Origin of the sequence: Halanaerobium sp. ST460_2HS_T2 (assembly GCF_003337665.1) — a bacterium.
Classification (GTDB): Bacteria; Bacillota; Halanaerobiia; order Halanaerobiales; family Halanaerobiaceae; genus Halanaerobium; species Halanaerobium kushneri.
Window position 1 is genome coordinate 12,145 of record NZ_QPJF01000002.1, and the last position, 24,806, is coordinate 36,950.

The following is a 24,806-nucleotide window of genomic DNA, read 5'->3' on the forward strand; positions in this document are numbered from 1 at the left end:
CAGGGTGTTAAACCATTGTCCTGTTCATATTTGCTAGTCTTTTTAGAATTTTATCATCTCCCTTTAATTTAAGTTAAAGATGAAACTAATTATTATAATAAGAACAGATTCCAGAAGCAAAACAGTTTTCACAATCCGGATTTTGAGCTTTACAAACAGCACGACCGTGATCAATTAGCCAGTGATGAAAATCAATCCAGTATTTTTTAGGAATTAAATCTGTTAATTCTTCTTCTGTACGTTTAACATTTTCCCCACTGCTTAAACCAAGCCGGGCAGAAACTCTAAAAACATGTGTATCAACGGGAAACGCAGCTTTAAAAAAGGCATTTGCCAGAACTACATTCGCTGTTTTACGTCCAACCCCACTTAATTGCATGAGTTCTTTTCGCGTTTTGGGAACTTCTCCTTCGAAATCATTAAGTAAAATTTTACAGGTTTTTAAAATATATTTCGCCTTATTTCTAAAAAGTCCAATACTGTTTATTTTATTTTCTAATTCCTTCTGACTTAGCTGCAGCATAGATCCAGGTGTATTGTATTTTTCAAAAAGATCTTCAGTAACTTTATTGACCTGAATATCTGTTGTCTGAGCTGATAGAATCGTTGCAATTAGAAGTTCAAATGGAGTGCTAAAATTTAAAGCTGTACCTGGTTCCGGATAGTGCTTTGAGAATAACTCAATCAGCTTTTCTACTTTTTCTTCTTTATTTAATTTTTCAGTCAATTTATTACCTCCTACAATAATATTGCTTAATACTATTTTACTTCATTCAGTCTAAAAAATAAAGTTAAATTAAGAAATATTACTAATAAAAACTACTATCTGGACATTATTTTAAAAAAATGATAGTATAATTAAAGATAGAATATAATAATTTGAGGTGTTATAAAAATGAAATATAATTTTGGCATAGATATCGATGGAGTTCTGACTGATGAAGGACCCGATCATAACAGCATCTGGCAGCAAAAAATGAATGAATTTTTTGATCGGGAAATCACTTTAAAGGAATATACCTATGATCTTCGCGAAGCTTTTGCAATCAATGATCAGGAATTAAATGAATTTATTCAGGAAAAAATTGAAGAGATTTATATTAACGTAAAAGCTGTCGCCAGAGCAAGAGAAATACTTAAAGAGCTTTATGTCAAAGGACATCGGCTAATTTTAATAACAGCCAGAAGTGAGGAACACCGTTCTATAACAGAAAGCTGGTTAAAAGAAAACAATATCCCTTATCACGAACTACACCATGAGGACCAAAAAGCACCTCTGGCTGTAGAAAAAGATATCTCTCTATTTATAGATGACAAAAAAGAAAATGCTCTGGAAATTGCAGCCAGAAATATCCCGGTAATTCTAGTCAGTAAATATCATAATCATGATTTTGAAGGTAATGAACAGATAACAAAGGTTAAAGACTGGGATGAAATAAAAGCTAATCTTGATTTATTCTTCTCTAAAAACACTCATACCGGTAAACTCTCTTAAAATCGAAGTAAAAGGAACCTCATTATCAGGTATAGCTTTAAAATTACTCAAAATTTCGAGCAGCCGCTGTGCCTGGTAATAGTTTTTGTTTGTTTTATCAATCTGTTTTAAGAGTGGCTCAACATAATTTTTAAGTACTGAAAGTTCATAAATTAGAGCTGAGTTAAACATTACATCAGCATTTTCCTGAAAAGGAAAGATATTTTTTTCTTCTCCCCGACGCACGCTCTTCCATAAATTTAGCGTTTCAGAAGCCGCCAGGCCGCGATACTGATTATCTCTAACAATTCTGCGAATTAGCCGGGTATCAGTTGTTGGAATTCTGTTGTGACAGTCAATATTAAGCTGAGTTAAGGCACTAATATATATTTTGAATTTCAAATCCTGAGGTATAACCTCTGTCATCTTATCATTTAAACCATGAATTCCTTCAATTAATATTGGCTGATCATCACCAAGCTTGAGAAATTTACCACTCTTTTCCCGAATACCTTTTTCAAAATTAAACCTGGGAAGTTCAACTGTTTCTCCCTGAATTAATTTTAAAAGATGCTCATTAAAAAGATCTAAATTTATTGCCTTTATTGATTCAAAATCAGGCTCCCCATTATTATCAAGAGGAGTATTTTCACGATCTACAAAATAATCATCAACTGAAATCTGAACCGGTCTTAAACCGTTAATCTTAAGCTGAGTTGACAGCCGATGAGTAAATGTAGTTTTACCCGAAGAAGTAGGACCGGCAATTAAAATAATTTTATTTCTTGGCATACCACTTTTTATTCTATCTGCAATTTCAGCTATTTTCTTCTCATGCAGGGCTTCTGCTATTCTAATTAACTCATTGTATTCCTTGTTTTCAATCAAACGATTCAATTCTACCACATTATTAACTCCAAGAATCTTCCCCAAACGCTCATATTCTAAAAAAATATTTGCCAGTTTTGGCTGTTCAATAAATTTAGGTACTTTTTTGCTACTGAAAAATTTAGGGAACAATAAAACAAATCCAGGTATTCTTAAATGAAGATCAAATTCTTTCAGATAGGAAGTAGATGGTACCATATTATAATAAAAATAATCATAGTAGCCATCAAGTTCATAGAGAGTATAATAATCTTTATCCTGCTGTTCTATCAGCTCACTTCTAAAAGAACAATTTTCATTTTTAATGATTTCCAGAACTTCCGATTTTTTTAATCTGTGTTTCTGAATTTTATAATCAGCTGCAATAATTTCCTGCATTTTATTTTTTATTTTATTTAGATCATTTTTACTCAAACTACTTTTATTTTCAAGCTCACAGTAAATACCATTGCTAATAGAAATTTCAATTTTCAAAATAGAATCCGGAAAGAGCTCATAAACTGCTCTGGCCAGAACAAGATAAAGGCTTCTTCTATAAATTCTGTTGCCTAACTCCGAATGAATTTTAACAGTTTTAATTTCTACATCTCGATCCAGTTCTTCATTAAGATCATAAACTTCATTTTCTATAATTACAGCCATTACATCTCTTTGATTTTTAATTTTACTTTCTGCTATTATTTCTTTAATTGAGCTTTTTTCAATTATTTTTAAATTTTCTCCGTCTAAATTAATATTCATTCTATTCTCCTTTCTGCTCCAAAAGCTTTAACATCTCTTTTTTATATCTGCTGTTCTTTTCATTTTTTATTGCCTGCTCTACAGGTTTTTTTGCCCTCTGATAATTGAGCTCAAGCAGAGCCAATACAGAGTAATAGCGAATTATAGGCGAATTATCTTTTAATTTTCTTTTAACTGCTTCAAAATATCTTTCTTCACCTAAATTATAAACAGCAATAAGTGCATTTCTCTGTAAAATTCTACTTCCCCGCCACATAATAGCAGTATTTTTAAGTTCAGAAGGAGGAACTTTTCTATCCAGTTCTAAGAAGTATTCTAAATTTTTATTAAAAAAGTTCAATTCCGGCTCTGAATTTTCTGTTTTATTAATATTATAAGGACACTTATTTTGACAGGCATCACATCCCCAGACATGGGTGCCTATCTTGTTGATTTCAGCTGCAGATAAAATCCCTTTTTTTTGTGTTAAATATGAAATACAAACTTCACCATCCAACAAATATTCATCTTTTAGAGCTTTACCCTCACAGTTTTTAATACAAATCTGGCATTCTCCACAGTCAAGATTAAGTGGTTGATCTTTTTTGATTTCCAGATCTGTAAATAACTCTCCTAAAAAAAGATAAGAACCAAATTTAGGATTGATCAGCATTGAATTTTTACCAATAAAACCAATTCCAGCTCTTTTGGCCAGTGCTCTCTCTAGAAATGGGGCTGTATCAACAAATATTTTATAATCAAACTTCTTTTTTAACTTATTCTGCAGTACAGAAGCCATTTTTTCGAGTTTTTCCTGCAGAAAATTGTGATAATCTTTTACCGTAACATAATTAGATAAAAAGGAACTACTAGCTCCATTATTATAACTCATCGCTATCACAATGATTGACTGTAAGTTTTTAAACTGTAATGATGGTTTTGTCAGCAGATCAAGTTGCTGACTGGCAAAAGGCTGAGGCCAGTATTTAGTCTGGATTCTTTTTTTTAATTTTTTCCTTTCATCATTAAGATCACTACCATCAGTAATACCACAGAGATCAATGTTTAATTCCGCAGCTGTTTCTTTTACTAAATTATTAATCCGCATTTGTTTTCAATTCCCTTTCTTTTCTTAAGAGATATAAAAAGTACACAGTGCCAGCAGCTGCAGAAATCAGAGCCCAGAAAAAATACATTCTTTCTCCTCCGGTAACCTGATATATTTTGCCACCAACCAGACTGCCTGAAATAGCACTTACCCCCATAAAAACAGCTGCATAAATATTCTGTCCAGTAGCTCTAAATTTTTCACCACTAATTTGATCAACATAATCTACTCCAACCGCAAAAAAGAGGCCAAAAGTTATACTATGTAAAAGCTGAGATAATAAAATCATCAAATTATAAGGAAAAAACGAAAGCAAAAGCCAGCGAACAATAAACCCTGCACTAATCACTGCAATAATTTTACTAAATTTATTGTTTTTAATTATTTTATCAGAAAAGAAAAAAGCAAGAATCTCACTGGCAGAGGAAAATGTAAGGGCAATTCCCAGTAAAAATTCTCCCCCTCCATGATCAACAATGTAAAGCGGAAAATAGCTATAATTGGCATTCATTGCTGTCTGGAGAATAAATACAAAAAACAAAAAATAGAGAAGCCTTTTTTTCTTAAATATTTTTTTGAAATCCCCCGGATTTAATACTTCAATCTCTCTTTTACTTTTTGGTAAAAAAATGAGTAAAAATATAGAAAGAACTAAAACAGCTGCATAAACATAAAACAAATTAACTGAAGAAGTACTTTCCAAAAAATACCCCAGTAGAGACACAGAAAGCATGTAACCTGCAGAACCCCACAATCTAAATTTACCATAGTTGCTTGAATCATCCCCTAGATAATCTAAAAGCAGACTGTCAGATAGAGGGATAATAGGATTTTGAAAAAGAGTATAAAAAAACATCAACAACATCAAATATTTAAACGTTTCAGTTTGAGGAAACAATAAAACCGTTGTCATGGTTCCGATCATAGTTATAAACAGAACTTTTTTATTTTCATGAAAATAATCAGTTAAAAATCCCCAGAAAGGCATCAATAAAAGAGCAAATATCCTGGGGATTGCATTAACAAGACCTATCTGAAATGAATCAAGTCCTGTGTCCTGAAAATAAATATTAAAATATCCAAATGCAGCCATAGTGATATAAAATATAAAGTTATAAAGCTTAAAAGTCAAACAAATCAGTCCTCATTCAAAATAATCGATTCAACCATTAAATCCTTATTAAATATCTTATCTGAATAGGCTATTAATTCTTCCAGATCGATATTTTCAATTATTGCAGCCAGCTCAAAAATGTCAATTCCCAGCCTTCTATAATTTATAAATTCAGCTGCCAGATGGTTAAAATTATTAAACAATCTAATAAAACTTCCCTGATATTTTCTTTTGATTCTCTGAAAATTTTCAGAGATTTCATCATGATCAATATCCACAAGTTTTTCTTTTATTTTTCTGCGCATCTGATCAGGCTTATTACTCTCTCCATGCAGATGCACATAAGCATAATCAGGTTTTTTATGATAGGTACAGGAAAAACTATTATCGATTATTCCCTGATCATAAAGCTGATTATAATTTTTACTGCTGCGACCAAAAACTATATCCAGGAGCAGGTTAACAATATATTCTTTTTTTATTATCTGAGTTGGCTCTTCATTTTTCACTGGATCTTTAAAAGCAATTTGTACCATTGGTCTTGATATATTCATCTTTTCTTTGACAAGTTTTTTAGCTACTTTTTCTGGTTCCTCTTTAATAATTCGAACTGGGTTTTTAAAATGAGGAAAATGCTTTCGAGCCTGATTACCTCTAATTAGATTTATAATCCGCTGTGGATCAAGATCACCAATTAATATCAAATCCATATTAGATGGAAGATAAAAATTATAATAACAGATATATAAGTCTTCAGGTGTAATTGACATTACACTCTCTTCTGTCCCTGCGATATCATTTTTTACTGGATGTTCTGAATACAGAGCAGAAAGCAAATTAAAATAAGACTTCCAATAAGGATTGTCCTGATACATTTTAATTTCCTGAACTATAATTCCTTTTTCCTTTTTTACATTTTCATCACTAAAATAAGGTTCCTGTACAAATTCAATTAAATTAATTAGTGAATCTTCAAAGTTACTACTGCTGGAAAAAAGATAATTGGTGCTGTCAAAATTTGTATACGCATTTGCAGATGCACCAAGATCAGCAAATTTATCAAATATACTTTCTTCCTTATCTTCAAAAAGCTGATGCTCCAAAAAATGTGCAATCCCAAGCGGCATGTTTCTTCTCCGTCCATTTTTAACATCTATAAAATCTATATCATTTGAGCCAAAATCTACTGAAAGCATCGCATACTGTTTTACATAATCCTTTTTGGGGAAAATATAAATATTTAAACCATTATCCAATTTTGCTTTAACCAGAGTCTCATCCATATTTTTGTTATATATACTCTCCAAATTAATCAATCCTCACTTTTTAATAAATAAATAGTATCCATTTTCAATTTTTTTGCCACAGAAATTATATCTTCTCTACTTACAGCCTCAACTCCGTTAATCGTTTGATTAATAGATTCTTTCTTATGATTTACCAGACTTAAAAGGAAGTGAGCAGAAAGAGACTTATTGCTGTCTAGATCCTGTTTCAGATGGTTAATAATACTTTTTTTAGACCGCATAAATTCTTCTTCACTAAAATCACCTGCTGCTACTGCTGCAATTTCCTGTTTGACAAGCTCAATTACTTTTTCATGATTTTCCGCATTAATACCACTATTAATTAACAGTAAACCTTTAGTCGTTTCAATAGAGGAGCTAACATAATAAGCAAGACTTCTCTTTTCTCTGATTTCCTGAAACAACCTGGAATGAGTTGAGCCTCCAATCAAACTGTTAAATACAAGTAATGAATAATAATCTGGTTGTTTACGTGTTATGCCAGTCCTAAAGCCTATAGACAGTCTGGCCTGATTAACCTTTAACAACTGTTCATAAAAGTCGATCTCCTTATCCTGGTAAACAACTTCAGTATTTTCATCAAAAATATCAGCACCAGCCTTTAACTCTGTACTGGCAAAAATATTGTCAACAAAACTGCTTTTAAAATTTCCGACTAAAAACAAGGATCTTTTAGCCTGATTGATTATTTTTTGATAATGGTCAAAAAGTTCCTGATTACTTATCTGATCCAGAACTGATACTGATCCCATTTTATAAATACCATATTTTTCGTTTTTACACATTCGAGATAAACAATTTTCAACCGCAAAACTATATTTATCGTTAATTAGAGATAAGATATCCTGTTTTAAAATTTCTTTTTCCTGTTTAAAATATTTTTCTTTAAACTTACTTTTTTCAATTAGAGGATTAAATATTATATCATTTAATAAATTAAATGCATCTACAGTCAGATTGCTTTTGTGAGTAAGAAATTTCTCGTTGACCATTTCCAGAGAAAAGCGCAGAATCTGATTTTCACCTCTTTTTAAAATATTAGAACTCATATTTGAACCATATAGATTTTCTAACTCAGTTTTAATTAACTGATTATCGTTATAATTTTTTGAACCTCGCTCCAGCACTGATGGAATCAGAGCATTCATTGCTGCCTCTTTTTCGTTCTCAAGAGGCAGCATGAAATATATCTGAATCAAATTTGTTTTAAATTTATCTGTGGCCAGATGATGTAAATTAAATCTATTCTGGTAATTTTTAAACTCTAAATCATTCATATTTATTTACTCTCCTGTTCTGGATAATTGATTAAGTACTTCTCCTAAGTTAGTTATAATTTCTCCGTATTGGGCAAAATCCCCATTCTGTAAAGCCTGCTGTGCCTGCTGATATAAATCATTAGCTCTTTTAATCAATTCAGCGCTGGTTGCTGACATTAAATCAGCACTGTCCTGAGCAGTATCTGACACCTGCGGCTGGGTACCCTGCTGTGAAACCTCAGTATCAGTTTTGATATCAGCACCTGTTTTATCTTCTAAATCTCTAACATCTTCCTGCGGAACTGCCATTCCTTCTCCTTCTTTCAGTAAGGCTTTTAAAGCTTCCTCTAGATTTTCTCTCATTATTATCTGATTTTTATAAGAGACTATTACCCGACGCAGTTCTGGAATACCTCCACTTTCTGCCTGAAGGAAAATAGGCTCTATATAAAGCACACTATTATTAATTGGTATTACAAGCAGATTGCCTCTAATTACTTCTGAACCTCGCTGACTCCAGAGGGTTAATAATTGTGATATTTCAGATTCCTGATCAATTCTGGATTCAATCTGATTTGGACCATAAACCAGCTGATCTTTAGGGAATCTGTAGGCAAATAATTCACCATAATGTTCAGCATCATTTCGGGCGGCCATCCAGGCAATCATGTTATTTCTATTGGAAGGTGTAAAGGGAGTCATCAATATAAACTCTGCTTCTTCCTCATCTGGCAGCTGATTCATAATATAATAAGGCTCAACAGGAATAGTTGATCCCTGATAATTTTCATTAGGAATAGACCAGACATCCTCACGATTATAATAAACAACTGGATCCTGCATATGATAGGTACTGTAAATCTGAGTCTGAATCTTGAATAAATCCTGAGGATAACGCAAATGTTTCCTCAATGAATCAGGCATCTGATCCACAGATTCAAATAAATCATCAAAAATCTTACTGTAAGTTACAGCAATCGGATCACTATCATCTATTACATAATAATCTAGAGTACCATTGTAAGCATCAACAACAACTTTAATCGAATTTCGAACATAATTATCCCCACTGTTATTAAAAGGCTGAGAATAAGGATAAAGATTGGTTGTTGTATAAGCATCATAAATCCAGAACAACCTTCCCTCAGCATTTACTATATAAGGGTCACTGTCATATCGTAAAAATGGAGCAGCTTTTCTTACCCGCTGATGAATATTTCGATTATACATAACCTGGCTTTGATTATTTATATCATTAGAAAGTAGTATTTTAGTTGTCCCAAAACGTAAAGCATACATCGTTTTGCGAAGAATATTATTTATCTCTACCCCACCGGTCCCTTCATACTGAGTATAGACATTTTCAGAGCCCATTGGGTAGTGAAATTCCGTTTCATCTGTATTTACAATTACATAATTATTTGTTTTTTCACCATAATATATTGAGCTGTTTTCTAAATTTAAATTTTCATTATTAACCACAGGTGGAATGTCCTGAACTAAAAACTCGGGCTGACCATTATCTCTTACCTTTCCAGCCGGGCTCATTGTAACTCCAAGTCCATGTGTATATTTCAAGGTTCTATTAACCCAGGTCTGAGCCTGAGCTGCCAGTGCATTCTGATCTAGTTCTCTGGCACCAAGCATTACCTGTGTATAATCGTTGCCAAGCTGATAACGATCTATATCAATATCTTCAAAAGAATAATACTGTCTCAAAGCCTGCAGTTGATTATAGGTAGACTGGAGAGGGCGATAATCCCAGAGTCTGACATTATCAACAACTGTCTCATATTCCATAAGCTCATCATAGCTTAAATCATCCTGAGAAAGCTCAAAATCTTTATTTTCAACATGATCAAGATTATAAGCTTTCAGGGTCATATTAATATTATTTTCTATATAATTTTTTTCTAGATTAATCTCATTTGGCTCTACTCTATACTGCTGCATAAAAGCAGGATAAACCCCTGTAAAAACAATGGATAAAACAATCCAGGCACCAATCCCCCAGATAAGCGGTTTATAGTTGTTTTTAAATAAACTGTATAATACAGCCAGTGCAACAAATAAAACCACAAAAAACAGAACTCTATATCCCAGCAAACTGGCATGGACATCAGTATAACCGGCCCCAAAAACGACCCCACTGGGAGAAAATAATATATCATACATTTTTAATCTATAATCCCAGGCTTTAAATAGTAAGAACATAAAGACCAGAACCGACATATGCTTTTTTGCTCGACTGCTTAACTTGGCCGAGACTTCACTAAAGGAATGAATCCCTGTAAAGATAATATAAATTGCACCAACTAAAATTAAAGAAATAACAATAACTACCATTCCCATTTCTCTTAAAAATGAATAGAAAGGTAGGGTAAAAACATAAAAAGAAATATCGTTATTAAAAATCGGATCAACAGAATTAAAAGCTGTTTTATTTAAATATTTCAAAACCATCTTCCAGCTTTCACTGGAGATAGAAGAAAATAAAAATCCAAGCACAATACTGGAAATTAAATAAATAATATTTAATCTTTTTTTATTTAACCAGTCAAATATCTGATTTCTTTCTTCTCCAAATAAATTTTCAACTTTTGAGTCTTTTTCGACATTAATAAATTTATTGATCGGTTTTTTGGTAAAATGCAGGTTTAGATAAATAACAGCTGCAAAAATAACACCAATCAGCAGTCTTAAAATAAAATTGGAAAGAAACATAATTGTAAATGTTTTTTCAAAATTTAATTCTTTAAACCAGAGCCAGTCAGTATAGATATTTGCTCCTGTTGAAATGAAAATAATCAACAAAATAGCAGCTATCGCAAAAATAGAGAGAAAAAACTTAATTGTTTTACTCATAATTTTCTCCTTTCAGATTCTCAAATTTTATCATTTAATCTATCTTAATTTTTGAGCAATTTTTAATGCCCGCTTTTCTGCTTCATAGTAAATTTTTTCCGTATCAAGTGTTTTTAACTCCTTATTTTCCATCAAGACTTTCCCGGCAACAATAACTGTATCAACACTTCCACTATCAGCAGCATAAAATAAATTTGACAAATTGTTATGATGAGGATAGAAAAAAGTAGAATTATTTATATCTATTAATTGAAGATCCGCCTGATACCCCTCTTTAATCAACCCAACATTAGATAAAGCAAGAGCTTTAGCCCCATTAATCGTTATAATTTCCAAAATATTTTTAGTAGAAATTGCTGTAGGATCACTATACTTAATTTTCTGAAGATAGGAAGCCATCTTAGCTTCTTTAAGCATATCGAGAGAATTATTACTGGAAACACCATCAGTACCAAGACTGACATTTACACCCTTATCCAGATATTTTTTAACAGGAGCAATTCCATTTGCAAGTTTGGCATTACTCATTGGGTTGTGAGCAATTTGAATATTATTATCACTTATAATTTCCAGATCTCCTGACTCTAAATGAACACAATGAGCAGCCAGGACATGATTAGCAAAAAAATCAAATTCAGCTAAATATTTAACTGGAGAGAGTTGATGTTTTTCTAAAAAATCAAAAATTTCCTTTTTGCTTTCTGATAAATGAATGTGAATCGGCAGACTATTTTCCCGAGCCAGATCCCTAATTTGTTCCAAATATTCTCTTCCACAGGTATAGGGAGCATGAGGTGCCAGCATTGTTGTAATCCGGCCATCAGCTGCTCCAGAATAGTCAAGCGCAAATTTCAAAGCTTTATTTAAGCCTTCCTGACCATCATTAGCTTCAATCAGCCCTTCAGCCAAAACTGCCCTAATCCCACTTTTCCCAACAATATCAGCCACTCTATCCATTGCAAAATACATATCAGAAAAAGTAGTTGTACCGGTTTTAATCATTTCCATTAAAGCAAGTGCTGTTCCCCAATAAATGTCATCTGCATCCATCTCTGCTTCAAAAGGCCAGATCTTATTTTGTAACCATCTGTCCAGAGGCATATCATCTGCATACCCTCTCATTAATGTCATCGCAGCGTGACTGTGAGTATTAATATATCCAGGAAGTACTATTTTCTCATCAGCATCAATTAAATAATCATATTCTTTAATCTGATTTATTTTTGACATTTTACCAATTTTTTTTATAAATTGATCTTCTATTAAAATAAACTGGTTTTTTCTTAACTCTACAAAAGGGCTGTAGATTTCCGCAATATTTTTTATTAAAATTTTCAAAATGTACATCCTCTCCAGAAATTTATTTATATATTTTTTTATAGGCTCTATAAGAATAATCCAGAGCAGAATAAATATTAATTGGAATTACAATATAAAACAAAAGATTTCCCAAATAATCAAATTCTAAAAGTTTAAGTGCAATAGCAAAATATAATAAAGCAACAGAAAGTTTTCCAATAAAACTAGGGTTAATAAAATTCAAACCATAAATGTAAGTTATTATTCCAGATAATAAAATAAACAGTTCTCTAATTAAAATAATATATGAAATAAAACGAGGTATAATATTTAAATAAATTAGCACCAGTAAAATACTAACGATTGTTAATTTGTCTGCCAGTGGATCCAGCAGTTTTCCTGTTTTTGATTCCAGATTATATTTTCTGGCTATATAACCATCCAGAAAGTCTGTAACAGCAGAGACAGCAAATAATATCGCTGCAGCTATAATATTTCCCTGAACAAAATTATATAAATAAACTGGTATTAATAAAATTCTAAAAAAAGTTATATAATTCGGAATTGTAAACAAAATCATCACTCCAGGGAATTAATTATTTTCATATTCTTCTTTACTAATAATTTTACCACTTTCAATTTCCTGATTAATAATCTTATATCTTTTGTCAAACTCAAGATGAAGATTTATCTTATTATAACATTCATCACAAACTACAACCTTAGAAATTTCATAGGCAGCTTCTCGATTGTCTTCATAAACTTTTTGAATATCATAACTTTTTCTAAATAAAAGTTTCATCTGATTGCCACACTTATTATCTTCTACATAAATATCAATCAAATTAGACTGATTTCCACTACTAAATATGGATTTTAATTTATCAAAAATTCCCATATACTCTCCTCCTATCACTAAAATAATCAAAGATAAGTAATCAAAGAGATATATCTAATAATTAGATATATCTCCAATTTGAATTATTTTTCTCCCTCAGTATCAGCAGCTGGTTGAGGTCTGGCAGCCAATTTGTCATCCATCATAAATAGACTTTGAGCGGAGTCTCCAACCAGCTTTAATTTATCTACAATTTCGCCAACAGAATCTTCTTCTTCTACCTGTTCGTCCACAAACCACTGGAGGAAGGAATGGGTAGCATAATCATTTTCCTGATCTGCTAGCGCAACTAAGTCATTAATCATTGCAGTGACTTTTTGTTCATGAGCAAGTGAATCCTCAAAAACTTCAAGGTTAGAATCCCAGTCACTCTTAGGTTTATCTATTCCCTCAAGAATAACTCTTCCACCTCTTTCATTAACAAAATCATAAATTTTACGGGCATGAATCATTTCCTCTTCCGCCTGCAGATCCATCCAGCGAGCAAATCCTGCTAGACTTTTATCTTCAAAATATGCAGCCATGGATTGATATAAATAAGCTGAATAGAGTTCTGCATTAATCTGTTCATTTAACGCTTTTTCTACATTTTCTTTTAACATAATATTACCTCCAAATTTATAATTTAAAAATGTTCTTCATTAATATTAATTCAACAATAATTATTAATATCCTGCTTTTTTAAAGTTAATAAAATTATTTCAAACTATTAATTTTATTTAAATACTTCTCCATATCAAATTTTCTTTCCAGACCAGCAGCGTTCATGTATCTAACTTTACCAAAAATTTCTCTCTCCTTCCAGGCACGATCATGCTTGGAAAAGATCCAGGCCACACCTGCATAACTATTAGGATCTCGTCCATCCAGAGAATATTTATTATTAAGTTTCAAGGCCCACTGATAAGCCTGATTGGGATCTGAAGTCCATTCCAGAATTTTCTTGCCCCAGTACATCCTCATATAATTATGCATTTTGCCGGTAATTACCATTTCATTCTGGGCTGCATTCCAATATTTGTCATGGGTTAATCCCTTTTCTAATTCCTCATAGTTATAAATATATTCTCTTTCATCATTTTTATGCTGCATAAGCGACTGATAAGCCCAATCATTTATTATATCCTCCAGGCAGCCATCATAGTCTTTATTATAATAGACAAAGTTAAATGCAAGCTCCCGGCGAACAATCAGTTCTTCTAAAAAAGCTTCCGCATCATATTCGGAATTTATCGTCTCCAGCGCAATTTCCTGAGCTGATATTTGCCCAAAATGCAGGTAAGGACTTAAATCAGACTGGTAATTGAGATGGGGAATGTTTCTTTTTTCATCATATTCTTTTAACTTTTTCTGAATAAATACATTCAGCTTCTTTTTAGCCTCCAGATAACCACCGACAAAATAATTTTTATATTTTATTTCCTGATCAAAATTTAAACTATCTAAATAATAATCAAGGTCATCTACCAAGTTTAGACCGCTGGCCTCCAGTTCAATTTTAGATTTATTATCGAGACTGTTTCGCTGATATTCTTTTAAATAATTATCTCGTATTTTGTTAATTTTCTTCCTGATTGTATAAGCGGCATATTCTTCTTTTTCACTTACTTCTTCGATCGGACAGACCAGATTACTTTCAACCAGATAAAATGGTAGAGCAAGTCTATCCGCTGCCTCATTTTTCCACTGCCGCAGATGTTTGAGATAAACTTTCTCACTAACAACTAAAGATGCATCTTTAGTAATCTTTTTTAAGTCCTCAAACTCTTTGTAATCAACTAGATAAAAATTAATATCTGCTTTAGATAAGTTATTTTTTATTTCTTTTAAACCTTCAATCATAAATTTAAAGTGACCATACTCAGCTTCCGGAAAATTAGCATTTAATAAGAAAAAAATTAAAAGAGGCTGATTTAATTGATTTGACATTTCAACAGCATAACCCAGTGCCTGATTATATTTCAGTCGCTGAGATGACTGCATCCAGTATGCAACAAATTCTCCATCTTTTAATTCAGCCTCATTAATTTTTTCTATTCTATTTTTTTCTACTAACACAATTTTGTCCCTTCATCAAAATGTATATCCAGCTGTGGGTATGGAATACCAATACCAGCCTCATCAAAGGCATCTTTAACATTTTCATGCATATCATAAAATACAGTCCAGTAATCCGGTCCCTTAACCCAAACTTTGCAGTCAATATTAATGGAACTTCCTGCATGTTCAGCAACTCTAATAATTGGTTCCGGATCATCTAAGATCAAATCATGTCTGGCTGCTAAATCTTTTAATAAAGAAATAGCTTCGTGAAAATCATCATCATAACCAATTCCAAAAGTTAAATCAACCCTTCTTTTGTCCATAGCTGAGAAATTAGTCACGCTATTATTAGAAATATTACTATTTGGAATCATAATTTTTTTGTTATCAAAAGTAGTCATTATTGTATATAAAATCTGTATTTCCTGTACTTTACCTTTATGTCCAGCAACTTCAATTGTATCACCAGCAGTAAATGGTCTAAAAATTAAAAGTAAGACACCCCCAGCAAAATTAGATAAACTTCCCTGCAAAGCCAGGCCAACCGCAAATGAAGCAGCCCCCAATACAGCAACAAAAGAAGTTACTTCAATTCCCATTGTTGAAGCAATAGAAATAAATAATAGAATCATTAAAACAGCTTTTGTAATTGACATTAAAAAACTGGTCAGGGTTCTATCGAATCTCCCCTGAACATTTTTTTCTAAAAGCCTGACAATGAACTTAATCAGCCACAAACCAACTATTAAAAGAATTATCGCCAGTAACAACTTCATTCCATAATTTGCAATTATTGACTGCAAACCTCCAGTGATTTGGTCCATCCTTTCTCCTCCTTAGTTTTAACTATGCTATTATTATAAATTATCTATCTTTTCTATACTATATAAATTTCTAGTTAAATACTAACATTCCTGCAAATCATTAAAAAAATTCCCTTATTCATAATTAGCCAAAAATCAGGAATAAAGGAATTTAACTTTTAAAAAAAGAAAGACCGGAGATTTCCGGTCTTTCAATAAGTAATTTTAAATCTTAAACATCAACTGTTTCTTTAAAGGACTTACCACTTCTAAATACAGGCACTTTGCGTGCTGGAATCTGAATCTCTTCCCCGGTTTGAGGGTTACGTCCCTTTCTAGCACTTCTATCTTTTACTTCAAAAGTACCAAAACCAATTAATTGTACATTATCACGCTTATCTTCTGATTTTTTAGCTTCAGATTTCAAGTGGCTCATGATAGTATCAATTGTTTCATTAATAACTTCCCCTGTATCTTTTTTAGTGACACCAGTCTTTTCTGCAACGGCATCAATAAGTTCATTCTTAGTCATGGAAATTCACCCCCTTTTAAAACTAAAACTTTTGCTGTCATTATACATTATTCTCGCTATAACAGTGATTTCCTGCTTAAGCGAAGAAAAAATTTATAAAATTTCTAGATATTCCATAAAGAATTATCAACTATAGATTCCATTTCATGTTTTTTACTTCTCAGCATTAGTTCTTCTACTGCCTGATAGGGATCTTTTTTATCAAATAAAACCTGATAAACCTGTCTGGTTATTGGCATTTCCAGGTCAATATCTTCTAAATCCAGCCACTTATATATTGCCCGAGCAGTTTTTACACCTTCCACAACCTGATTAACCACCTGTTTTGCTTCTGACATACTTTTTCCTCTACCAATTTCAATTCCAAAACGCCGATTGCGACTGTGCATACTGGTACAGGTAACCACAAGATCACCCATACCGGAAAGTCCAGATAGTGTTAAGTCACTGGCTCCATGAAAATCAACAAAACGGCTCATTTCGTTTAAACCTCTGGTAATAAGAGCAGCGCGTGTATTATCCCCAAAATCTAAACCATCACAAATACCACTGGCTACAGCAATTACATTTTTAAGAGCTCCACCAAGCTCAACTCCTTTGATATCGGGATTTGTATAAACTCTAAAATATTTAGACATAAATAAATCCTGAACTTTTTCTGCTGACTCTTTATTATCTGCTGCCGATACTATTGCTGTTGGCAATTTCTCCATAACCTCTTCAGCATGAGTGGGTCCAGATAAAACGACTACATTTTCAAAGCCAGCTTCTTTAATCATTTGTGAATTTGTTTTAAATGTATTTTCATCAATTCCTTTAGCTGTAGAAACAATTATTGTATCTGAATCAACGAAACCATCCATTTGACTCAAAACACCAGTTAAAGCCTGAGTTGGCACAGAAATTACAATTAAATCTGAATCTCTTAAACTTTGATTTAAATCATTAATAGCAGTTAATTTGCTGTTTAGCCTGTATTCAGGAAAATACTTAGAATTTTTCTGTTCCAGATTAATTGAATTAACAACCTTCTGATCCCGGGCATATATTTGGACTTCCTCACCATTTTCTGCCAACAGATTAGCCAGAGCAGTGCCCCAGCTGCCAGCACCTATTACTGTAATCTTTGAACTCATTATTTTTTACCACTCTTCCCTAACTTTTCTGGATCCATTCTATTTTCTTCTCCATTTAAAAGCCGCTTAATATTTTCTCGATGAGTATACATTACAAAAAGAGATAATAAAGCAGCAAAAACAACATGTTTACCATGGAAAGAACTAAAATAAAGAGTCAGAGGTAGAGACATAGATCCAATAATTGAACCAAGTGATACATAGCGGGTCATCAAAACCAATAAAATCCAGATCACTGCATAAATCAAAAAGGCAAGCGGATATAATCTTAAAATAACTCCAAAAGTTGTGGCAACCCCTTTACCTCCAGAAAAACCCAGAAATATTGACCAATCATGTCCGGCAATTGCAGCAACTGCAACAAATAAAATAGCTGTGGATAAATTAGTACCCAGAATCATCTGCCCAACTAGAACTCCTAAATAACCTTTTAAAATATCAAAAACTGCAACTAAAATCCCGGCTTTTAATCCCATTACCCGGGCAACATTTGTAGCACCAATATTTCCACTACCATATTTTCTAACATCTTTTTTCATTACATATTTTGTAAGTAAAAAACCGGATGGTATTGAACCGATTAGATAACTAATTAAGATAGCAATTATTACCTGCATGATAACCTCCTAATTTCGCTGTTTCAATTTAAAGTTCATTGGATTTCCTACATAGCCAAAGGCTTCTCTCAGTACGTTTTCTAAGTATCGCTGATAGGCAAAATGCATTAAATTTGGATCGTTAACAAAGAAAACAAAAGTCGGGGGTTTAACACCCACCTGACTGCCATAATAAATCTTAAGCCTTTTACCCTTTCGACTGGGGGGTTCACGCAGCTGTACTGCTTCCGAAATAACTTCATTTAAAATTCCAGTTTTTATACGCAGATTACTCTGATCAACAACAAATTCAAGTAAAGATAGAAGTTCATCAATTCTCTCCCCTGTTAGAGCAGAAATATATGTTACCGGTACATAATTTAGAAACTTAAGCTGATAATATACTTCATCAGTATACCGATCCATAGTCCTAGAATCTTTCTCCATCAGGTCCCATTTGTTAATTGCAATAACCATTGCCTTACCTTCATCATGAGCATAACCAGCTATTTTCTTATCCTGATCAGTTACACCTTCCTGGGCATCAATCATCATTAAAACAGCATCAGCACGATCAACTGACCGCAAAGCTCTAAGGTTACTGTAATATTCTACATCTTCTTTAACTTTTGATTTTCTTCTAAGACCTGCCGTGTCAATAAAATTAAACCTAATATTATTCCATTCAATTAAGGTATCAACTGCATCTCGAGTTGTTCCAGGCATATCACTGACAATAACCCTGTCTTTACCAATCAAATGATTAATCAGACTTGACTTACCAACATTTGGTTTGCCAATAACTGCAATATTTATCTTATCATTATCACTATCTTCTGCTTCAGTTTCAGGTAAATTGTCTGCCACCTGATCCAGCAGCTCACCTGTATTTTTACCATGTTCTGCTGAAATAAGTATTGGATCACCAAAGCCAAGAGAATAAAATTCCCAGCCTATTTCCTCCTGGTTAGAAAAATCTTCAACTTTATTAACTACCAAAATGACTTCTTTGTTAGTCCTGTATAAAAGCTGAGCAATATCTTGATCAACACCGGTCATTCCTGTTCGGGAATCCACGACAAATAGGATAAGGTCAGCTTCTTCCATTGCCAGTTCAGCCTGATATTTAATCTGATTTTTAATTTTATCATTTTCGTACATTACTATTCCACCAGTATCAATTACATTAAACTTTTTCCCCAGCCATTCTGTTTCGCCATAAATTCTATCGCGAGTAACATTGGGCTCACCTTCTACAATAGCCCTCCGTCCTCCAACTAATCTATTAAAAAGAGTTGATTTACCAACATTGGGTCTTCCAACTATTGCAACTGTAGACTTAGCCATTCTTAACCACCTCCATAAATTGCTTAATATCACTTACAAACTCTATCCTGTATTCAGATAGTTCTTCCAAAAAATCTTCTTTTTGTACATTATCTAGAAATTTCATCTGATCATTTAAAACTATTTTGGGTATAAAAATCATATTGTATTTATCTGGCTTAATTTTTTTTATTTCAGCCTTTAAATCTTCAGCAGTTAAAAGACCGGCAACTGTAACACTGTCACCAAAAAATTTATTTTCAACTACTATAAAATCAGTTTTTAATTTAATAACTTTTTTTAAACTATCATAAAATTTATTCAAAGCTTTTTCTCCCAGAACTGAAGTCATAACTGCAATTGTTTTCTCATCACTGAGAGATTCTGGAAATTCATATGACTCTATTTGTTTATTCATTAAAGCAGTTAAACCAATTCCGTTTTCCAGTTGAGGAAAATCATTATACTCATTATAGGCAGGGATCTCCAGATCAGTATTTAAATAAAATTCATCAGCAGCATAAATTAAGTTTTCACCAAATTTATCTTTTGCCTGCTGCTGCCAGTATCTAATCTGAGTTAACGAAGACTTCATTTCTTCTTTAGTCATAGTTCTTAATTCAGCCAGATCTTTTCTATATTTAGTTAAACCGACTGGTACTATACCAACAGATAATAACTGGGGATAATATTCTAAAAGATCCTTTAAAGTTCTATCAAGTTCTTCCTGATCATTATATTCCGGACAGACTACTATCTGAGTATGAAATTGAATATTATGTTTCTGGAATAATTTAAGTAATCTGTTAATTTTAGCAGCCTTTGGGTTTTTCATCATTTCAACCCTCAGTTCAGGGTTGGTTGTATGAACTGATATATTTATTGGACTTAAATTTTTTTCAATTATTCTTTTAATTTCTTTAGCTTCAAGATTTGTTAATGTAACAAAACTTCCCTGTAAAAAAGAAAAGCGATAATCATCATCCATCTGGTTTAAACTATCCCGCATATTATCAGGCTGCTGTTTGACAAAGCAAAAAATACAATTGTTTTTACACTGTTTTAAGCCATCAAATACAATTTCTTTAAATTCTATTCCCAGCTCTTCTCCTGGTTTTCTCTGTAGCTGGATATTTTTTCTTAACCCAGATTCTGTCTCAATTTCCAGTTCAATAATAACTTCAGAAATCTGATATAAATAATCTATATAATCAATTATTTTTTGACCATTAATAGTGATAATTTTATCATTTGAATTCAGACCTGCTTGTGCAGCGGTAGAATTTTCCACAACTTTTTCTATTTTAACCATAATTCTTCTACCTCCTGTAAGCTTGATAATATCACATTTACTCTATTTAGGCAATAATCTGCAGAAAGCATAAAAAAACCCGCCGCCCATAATAAAAATGGACAGCGGGTGCTTTTTTAATTATTCACCCTGGTCAAAAATATCTCCAACAATTTCTCTGATAGTAGCTCCTCCTGAAGATGAACTATCTTCTTCTTTTTTACTTTGTGATTTACTACTACTGCTTGAACTCTTAGAACTGCTGGATTCTTTTTTAGGCTCAGGCTTTTCTTCCAATTCTTTCAAGCTTAAACCTACTCTTTCCTGTTCAGCATCAATATTGATGATTTTAGCTTCTCTTACATCACCTACATTAACTACTTCGTCAGCAGTCTTAACATGTTTGTGTGATAATTGAGAAATATGAATTAATCCTTCAATACCTTTTTCAACTTCCATAAAGGCACCAAAATCAACAAGTTTAGTTATTTTTCCTTCAACAACTTCTCCTTCATAATGCTTTTCAGCAAATTCTTCCCATGGATCAGGAAGTAACTGCTTTAAGCCAAGAGAAATTCTTTCTTCTTCCTTATTTACGCCAAGAACTTTAACTTCAACCTCTTCACCTTCAGAAAGAACTTCAGATGGACTCTCAATTCTTCCCCAGGACATTTCAGAAATATGAAGTAAACCTTCAATACCACCCAGGTCAATAAAAGCACCAAAATCAACTAATTTGGTTACAGTACCTTCTACAGTTTGACCTTCTTCTAAATTGGCCAGAGTTTCTTCTTTTTTGGCAGCTCTTTCTTTTTCCAGAACTTTTTTAGCAGAAAGAACAACATTATTGTTATCTCTCTCCACTTCGATTACTTTTAAGCGTAATGTTTCTCCAACATAATCACTTAATTCATCAACATAACCAATTGCTACATGAGAAGCAGGGATAAATCCTCTAACTCCTACATCTACAACTAAACCACCTTTAACTTCTTTAGTAACTTCAGCTTCAATGATTTCATCATTTTCATAAGCTTCTTCAATCTTTTCCCAGGCTTTTTCATAATCTGCCTGTTTCTTAGATAAAATCATATTACCTTCATCATCTTCTAAAGTTAAAATAACAACTTCAATTTCTTCGTCCATACTCACTATATCATGAGCATCTTCAACAGGACGATGACTTAAATGGCGTAATGGAATAAATCCATCTGTTTTGTAATTAACATCTACATATACACCATTGTCATTAATTTCAACAACAGTACCAGTAACTTTTTGACCTTTTCTTAAATCAGCAATATCATTATCGCTATATTTAAATTCGGCTTCTTCTTGAGTTTCAACTTCTTCCTCTGCTTCTGTTTCCACAGATTCTTCAGCTTCCTCAGTCTGATCAGCCTCTTTTTCCTCTGTAGTTTCTTCAGTCACTTCTACTGTCTCTTCTACCTCCTCTACAACCTGCTCTTCTTTCTCCTCTACATTCTCATTTGACTCAACATTTACATCTTTGTTTTCTTCGTTCATTAACTGAACAACCTCCCTTATTAACCAGTCTGGAGTCGATGCTCCAGCTGTAATTCCAACTTTATTTTTTCCAGACAGCCACTCTTTTTCAATTTCAGCGGCTGTTTCTATATGATAAGTAGGGGTGTTTGTGGCTGCACAAATTTCTGCCAGCCTGGTAGTATTAGCACTATTATGACCCCCTATTACAAACATGATATCTGCATCCTCAGCTAATCTTTTTGCCGAAGATTGACGTACATCTGTAGTATTACAAATAGTGTTAAAAACTTTTAACTCTTTAACTTCTGTGATTACTAAATTAATAATATCCCGAAAAGACTCAGGAGATTTTGTTGTTTGAGCCACAAAACCTACTTTAGCTTTTAGCTCAACAGATTTTAAATCCTCTTTTTCTCTGATTACAATTGCTTTTTTATCACTTGCCCCATAAATACCCTGAACTTCTGGGTGATCCTGATCACCATAAATAAAGGTTTGATAGCCTTCATCTACCAGCTGTCTGGCATATTTTTGAGCATTTTTAACATAAGGACAGGTAGCATCTATAATCTTAAGATTTTTTTCTCTTGCCTGCTCAATGATTTCTGGTGCTACTCCATGTGAACGGATAATAACTATCCCAGAATCTATCTCGGCAAGTGAAGAGGCAACTTTAACATTTTTTTCTTCCAACTTTTTAACAACCTGTGGATTGTGAATTAGTGGTCCCAGTGTATAAACATTTAAATCATCATTTTCACTGGCAGCTTCCAGAACCATATCTATAGCTCTTTCTACACCAAAACAAAATCCAGCCTCTTCTGCTGTAATAACCTCCAGAACCTTCACCTCCTTCCAGCACAACACCAACAGTTGAACAGTGCACCCTGAAAATAAACAGGGTACCTCTTAAACTTTTTTCTCTATCAATCTCTAAAATCCTTCTTTAAATCCAAAAAAATTTAAAAAAGAAGCAAAAAACTTGTGCATTGACAATTATTCTTGATAATTTAGCTCTTTTTGAATTTTGGCCTTAATAAATTGCGAGGCCTCTTTTCGCTCTTCTTTACTCAGTCTTTTTTTGGCAAATTGTTCTAAGCCAAAAGGTTTTCCGATGTTTACTGTAATTCTACCATCTTTTTTAACATTTTTAATTCCAACTGGTAAAACCGGAGCCCCACTTTTAATAGCCAGCATAACTGAACCGGCCTTAGGGTTCCCAAGTTTTCCTTCAGGACGTCTGGTTCCCTCAGGGAAAAGACCAAGTACCTCTCCATTTTTAATAACAGAGAGCGACTTTTTGACAGCAGTAATATCATTCGTACTGCGGTCAACTGGAAAAGCATCTGCTAAAAATAAGACAAATCTTAAAATCGGGTTTTCAAACAATTCCTTTTTGGCCATAAACCTCACTGGTCTTGAGAAAATAGCTGCCAGCAGGGGAGGATCATAAGCACTGATATGATTTGACATAATGATTACTCCACCCTGATCTGGCAGATTTTCTCTGCCATTTATCTTAATTCTAAAAAATATTTTAAAGATGGCAAAGAGCAGCAGTCTAATAATCTGATAGATAATTTTTTTCACTGTACTTCACCTTCAATAATTTCTATCATTTTAGCAAGTACCTCGTCAATAGATAAATTGGTTGTGTCCACCAAAACAGCATCTTCTGCTTTTTTTAGTGGTGAATGTTCACGCTCACTATCCATTTTATCTCTGCGAGCAATGCTTTCTTTAATTTTTTCAAAATCTGCATCTTTATTTTTGGACCTGACTTCCTGATATCTTCTTCTGGCTCTTTCCTCTAAAGATGCTGTCAAAAAGAATTTATGGTCTGCTTCAGGTAAAACAACCGTAGTAATATCACGCCCATCCATAACAACTTTGTTGTTCCGGGCAAGCTGCTGCTGTTTTTTTACTAAAACATCCCGCACTCCTTTAACTGCAGCTGTTTGAGAAACATGTTTATTAACTGCAGCTGATCTTATTTCCTCACTTATATTTTCTCCGTTAAGAAATATATCACCATTCTGATTAAAATTGATATCTGTATTTTTAGCTAGTTCTATTAACTTATCCTGTTTATTAAAATCAATTTTTTTCCGCAGGGCCGCCAGAGTTACAGCTCTGTACATGGCTCCAGTATCAAGATGCAGATAATTTAATTTTTGGGCCAGCAATCTGGCAATTGTACTTTTACCTGCCCCACCCGGTCCATCAATTGCTACTACATTTTCCATTAAGATCTCAACACCTTTTATAGTTAGATTTATTCAACTAAATCAGGTCTAAGTTTTTTAGCCTTTTTTAAATATTGATGTTTTACCTGACTTTTATCTTTTCTGCCATCAACATGCACTAATAATCTTATCATTTTTTGACTACTATTTTCAACCTTCATTTCCTGCATACATAAAATAGGAGTTAAATTATAGCCAATTTCTCTCAATGCTTTACCAGGATAAACTTTTGTTAAATCATCAGTAGTTGTTGTTATAATACTTACTAAATCTTCTTTTTTAAGTTCATTTTCCTGCATCAGGCTCTGCATCATTTCTTTAGTTGCCTTTAAAATATCTTCTTCTGTATTTTTATCTACACTGATTGCAGCTCTAATCGCATACATAGAAAT

General features: G+C 32.9%; 23 protein-coding genes. 1 reads left to right on the top strand and 22 read right to left on the bottom strand.

Annotated features, from left to right (window positions below):
* Positions 1-85: 85 nt before the first annotated feature.
* Positions 86-727 (bottom strand): endonuclease III, encoded by a 642-nt coding sequence (nth, locus tag DFR80_RS01505; protein WP_076546046.1) that lies wholly within the window; start codon positions 725-727, stop codon positions 86-88.
* 168 nt (positions 728-895) lie between these two features.
* Between nth and DFR80_RS01510 the strand changes: the two genes are divergently transcribed.
* The gene (locus tag DFR80_RS01510; protein WP_114489034.1) at positions 896-1,495 is read left to right on the top strand and encodes a hypothetical protein; all 600 of its coding nucleotides are present in this window, start codon (positions 896-898) and stop codon (positions 1,493-1,495) included.
* Here DFR80_RS01510 and DFR80_RS01515 read toward each other — a convergent pair.
* The 21 genes from DFR80_RS01515 to aroH form a co-directional block, all read right to left on the bottom strand.
* On the bottom strand, positions 1,454-3,103 hold the full coding sequence (locus tag DFR80_RS01515; RefSeq protein WP_114489035.1) for a nucleoside kinase: 1,650 nt from the start codon (positions 3,101-3,103) through the stop codon (positions 1,454-1,456). The two genes, DFR80_RS01510 and DFR80_RS01515, sit on opposite strands and share 42 nt — an antisense overlap.
* Before the next feature lies 1 nt (position 3,104).
* On the bottom strand, positions 3,105-4,190 hold the full coding sequence (gene queG, locus DFR80_RS01520) for a tRNA epoxyqueuosine(34) reductase QueG (protein ID WP_114489036.1): 1,086 nt from the start codon (positions 4,188-4,190) through the stop codon (positions 3,105-3,107).
* Positions 4,180-5,322 (bottom strand): MFS transporter, encoded by a 1,143-nt coding sequence (locus DFR80_RS01525; protein WP_076546042.1) that lies wholly within the window; start codon positions 5,320-5,322, stop codon positions 4,180-4,182. The genes queG and DFR80_RS01525 overlap by 11 nt, the downstream gene beginning before the upstream one ends.
* A 5-nt stretch (positions 5,323-5,327) precedes the next feature.
* Positions 5,328-6,611, bottom strand: a complete 1,284-nt coding sequence (gene yfmH / locus DFR80_RS01530; protein ID WP_076546041.1) for an EF-P 5-aminopentanol modification-associated protein YfmH — start codon at positions 6,609-6,611, stop codon at positions 5,328-5,330.
* 5 nt (positions 6,612-6,616) lie between these two features.
* Positions 6,617-7,888: an EF-P 5-aminopentanol modification-associated protein YfmF gene (gene yfmF, locus DFR80_RS01535; RefSeq protein ID WP_114489037.1), complete on the bottom strand. Its 1,272-nt coding sequence runs from the start codon at positions 7,886-7,888 to the stop codon at positions 6,617-6,619.
* Positions 7,889-7,894: 6 nt separating this feature from the next.
* Positions 7,895-10,735, bottom strand: a complete 2,841-nt coding sequence (locus DFR80_RS01540; protein ID WP_114489038.1) for a UPF0182 family protein — start codon at positions 10,733-10,735, stop codon at positions 7,895-7,897.
* Positions 10,736-10,774: 39 nt separating this feature from the next.
* Positions 10,775-12,073, bottom strand: coding sequence for an amidohydrolase (locus DFR80_RS01545; protein WP_114489039.1), 1,299 nt, complete (start codon positions 12,071-12,073; stop codon positions 10,775-10,777).
* A 22-nt stretch (positions 12,074-12,095) separates the two neighbouring features.
* A complete protein-coding gene (locus DFR80_RS01550; protein ID WP_076546038.1) occupies positions 12,096-12,614 on the bottom strand; it encodes a CDP-alcohol phosphatidyltransferase family protein in 519 nt (172 codons plus the stop codon).
* Positions 12,615-12,626: 12 nt separating this feature from the next.
* The gene (locus DFR80_RS01555) at positions 12,627-12,932 is read right to left on the bottom strand and encodes a hypothetical protein (protein ID WP_076546037.1); all 306 of its coding nucleotides are present in this window, start codon (positions 12,930-12,932) and stop codon (positions 12,627-12,629) included.
* 83 nt (positions 12,933-13,015) lie between these two features.
* Complete coding sequence (locus DFR80_RS01560; protein ID WP_114489041.1) at positions 13,016-13,534, bottom strand: ferritin; 519 nt, start codon at positions 13,532-13,534, stop codon at positions 13,016-13,018.
* A gap of 94 nt (positions 13,535-13,628) precedes the next feature.
* A complete protein-coding gene (locus DFR80_RS01565; RefSeq protein ID WP_114489042.1) occupies positions 13,629-14,990 on the bottom strand; it encodes a deoxyribodipyrimidine photo-lyase in 1,362 nt (453 codons plus the stop codon).
* A complete protein-coding gene (locus tag DFR80_RS01570; RefSeq protein ID WP_114489043.1) occupies positions 14,984-15,799 on the bottom strand; it encodes a mechanosensitive ion channel family protein in 816 nt (271 codons plus the stop codon). Before DFR80_RS01570 ends, DFR80_RS01565 begins: the two co-directional genes overlap by 7 nt.
* A 211-nt stretch (positions 15,800-16,010) precedes the next feature.
* Positions 16,011-16,310 carry an HU family DNA-binding protein gene (locus tag DFR80_RS01575; RefSeq protein WP_076546033.1) on the bottom strand — a complete coding sequence of 100 codons (300 nt, stop codon included), beginning with the start codon at positions 16,308-16,310 and terminating at the stop codon, positions 16,011-16,013.
* A gap of 104 nt (positions 16,311-16,414) precedes the next feature.
* Entirely contained in the window at positions 16,415-17,446 is a 1,032-nt protein-coding gene (locus DFR80_RS01580) for an NAD(P)H-dependent glycerol-3-phosphate dehydrogenase (protein WP_076546032.1), read from the bottom strand.
* Positions 17,446-18,063, bottom strand: coding sequence for a glycerol-3-phosphate 1-O-acyltransferase PlsY (gene plsY / locus DFR80_RS01585; RefSeq protein ID WP_084566226.1), 618 nt, complete (start codon positions 18,061-18,063; stop codon positions 17,446-17,448). Before plsY ends, DFR80_RS01580 begins: the two co-directional genes overlap by 1 nt.
* 9 nt (positions 18,064-18,072) lie before the next feature.
* Positions 18,073-19,389 (bottom strand): ribosome biogenesis GTPase Der, encoded by a 1,317-nt coding sequence (gene der, locus DFR80_RS01590; RefSeq protein ID WP_114489044.1) that lies wholly within the window; start codon positions 19,387-19,389, stop codon positions 18,073-18,075.
* Entirely contained in the window at positions 19,382-20,680 is a 1,299-nt protein-coding gene (locus DFR80_RS01595) for a DUF512 domain-containing protein (protein ID WP_076546029.1), read from the bottom strand. Before DFR80_RS01595 ends, der begins: the two co-directional genes overlap by 8 nt.
* Before the next feature lie 120 nt (positions 20,681-20,800).
* Positions 20,801-23,017 (bottom strand): bifunctional 4-hydroxy-3-methylbut-2-enyl diphosphate reductase/30S ribosomal protein S1, encoded by a 2,217-nt coding sequence (locus DFR80_RS01600; RefSeq protein WP_114489045.1) that lies wholly within the window; start codon positions 23,015-23,017, stop codon positions 20,801-20,803.
* A 147-nt stretch (positions 23,018-23,164) separates the two neighbouring features.
* The gene (locus tag DFR80_RS01605) at positions 23,165-23,758 is read right to left on the bottom strand and encodes a 1-acyl-sn-glycerol-3-phosphate acyltransferase (RefSeq protein WP_114489046.1); all 594 of its coding nucleotides are present in this window, start codon (positions 23,756-23,758) and stop codon (positions 23,165-23,167) included.
* Positions 23,755-24,414, bottom strand: coding sequence for a (d)CMP kinase (gene cmk, locus DFR80_RS01610; protein ID WP_114489047.1), 660 nt, complete (start codon positions 24,412-24,414; stop codon positions 23,755-23,757). Before cmk ends, DFR80_RS01605 begins: the two co-directional genes overlap by 4 nt.
* Before the next feature lie 29 nt (positions 24,415-24,443).
* A complete protein-coding gene (gene aroH / locus DFR80_RS01615) occupies positions 24,444-24,800 on the bottom strand; it encodes a chorismate mutase (RefSeq protein WP_084566231.1) in 357 nt (118 codons plus the stop codon).
* Positions 24,801-24,806: the final 6 nt, after the last annotated feature.

Bases quoted from the DNA above. Each gene is read 5' to 3' on its own strand.
- DFR80_RS01510 (WP_114489034.1), top strand. From the start codon at position 896: ATGAAATATAATTTTGGCATAGATATCGATGGAGTTCTGACTGATGAA.
- DFR80_RS01515 (WP_114489035.1), bottom strand. From the start codon at position 3,103: ATGAATATTAATTTAGACGGAGAAAATTTAAAAATAATTGAAAAAAGC.
- queG (WP_114489036.1), bottom strand. From the start codon at position 4,190: ATGCGGATTAATAATTTAGTAAAAGAAACAGCTGCGGAATTAAACATT.
- yfmF (WP_114489037.1), bottom strand. From the start codon at position 7,888: ATGAATGATTTAGAGTTTAAAAATTACCAGAATAGATTTAATTTACAT.
- DFR80_RS01540 (WP_114489038.1), bottom strand. From the start codon at position 10,735: ATGAGTAAAACAATTAAGTTTTTTCTCTCTATTTTTGCGATAGCTGCT.
- DFR80_RS01550 (WP_076546038.1), bottom strand. From the start codon at position 12,614: ATGATTTTGTTTACAATTCCGAATTATATAACTTTTTTTAGAATTTTA.
- DFR80_RS01555 (WP_076546037.1), bottom strand. From the start codon at position 12,932: ATGGGAATTTTTGATAAATTAAAATCCATATTTAGTAGTGGAAATCAG.
- DFR80_RS01560 (WP_114489041.1), bottom strand. From the start codon at position 13,534: ATGTTAAAAGAAAATGTAGAAAAAGCGTTAAATGAACAGATTAATGCA.
- DFR80_RS01570 (WP_114489043.1), bottom strand. From the start codon at position 15,799: ATGGACCAAATCACTGGAGGTTTGCAGTCAATAATTGCAAATTATGGA.
- DFR80_RS01575 (WP_076546033.1), bottom strand. From the start codon at position 16,310: ATGACTAAGAATGAACTTATTGATGCCGTTGCAGAAAAGACTGGTGTC.
- DFR80_RS01580 (WP_076546032.1), bottom strand. From the start codon at position 17,446: ATGAGTTCAAAGATTACAGTAATAGGTGCTGGCAGCTGGGGCACTGCT.
- plsY (WP_084566226.1), bottom strand. From the start codon at position 18,063: ATGCAGGTAATAATTGCTATCTTAATTAGTTATCTAATCGGTTCAATA.
- der (WP_114489044.1), bottom strand. From the start codon at position 19,389: ATGGCTAAGTCTACAGTTGCAATAGTTGGAAGACCCAATGTTGGTAAA.
- DFR80_RS01595 (WP_076546029.1), bottom strand. From the start codon at position 20,680: ATGGTTAAAATAGAAAAAGTTGTGGAAAATTCTACCGCTGCACAAGCA.
- cmk (WP_114489047.1), bottom strand. From the start codon at position 24,414: ATGGAAAATGTAGTAGCAATTGATGGACCGGGTGGGGCAGGTAAAAGT.
- aroH (WP_084566231.1), bottom strand. From the start codon at position 24,800: ATGTATGCGATTAGAGCTGCAATCAGTGTAGATAAAAATACAGAAGAA.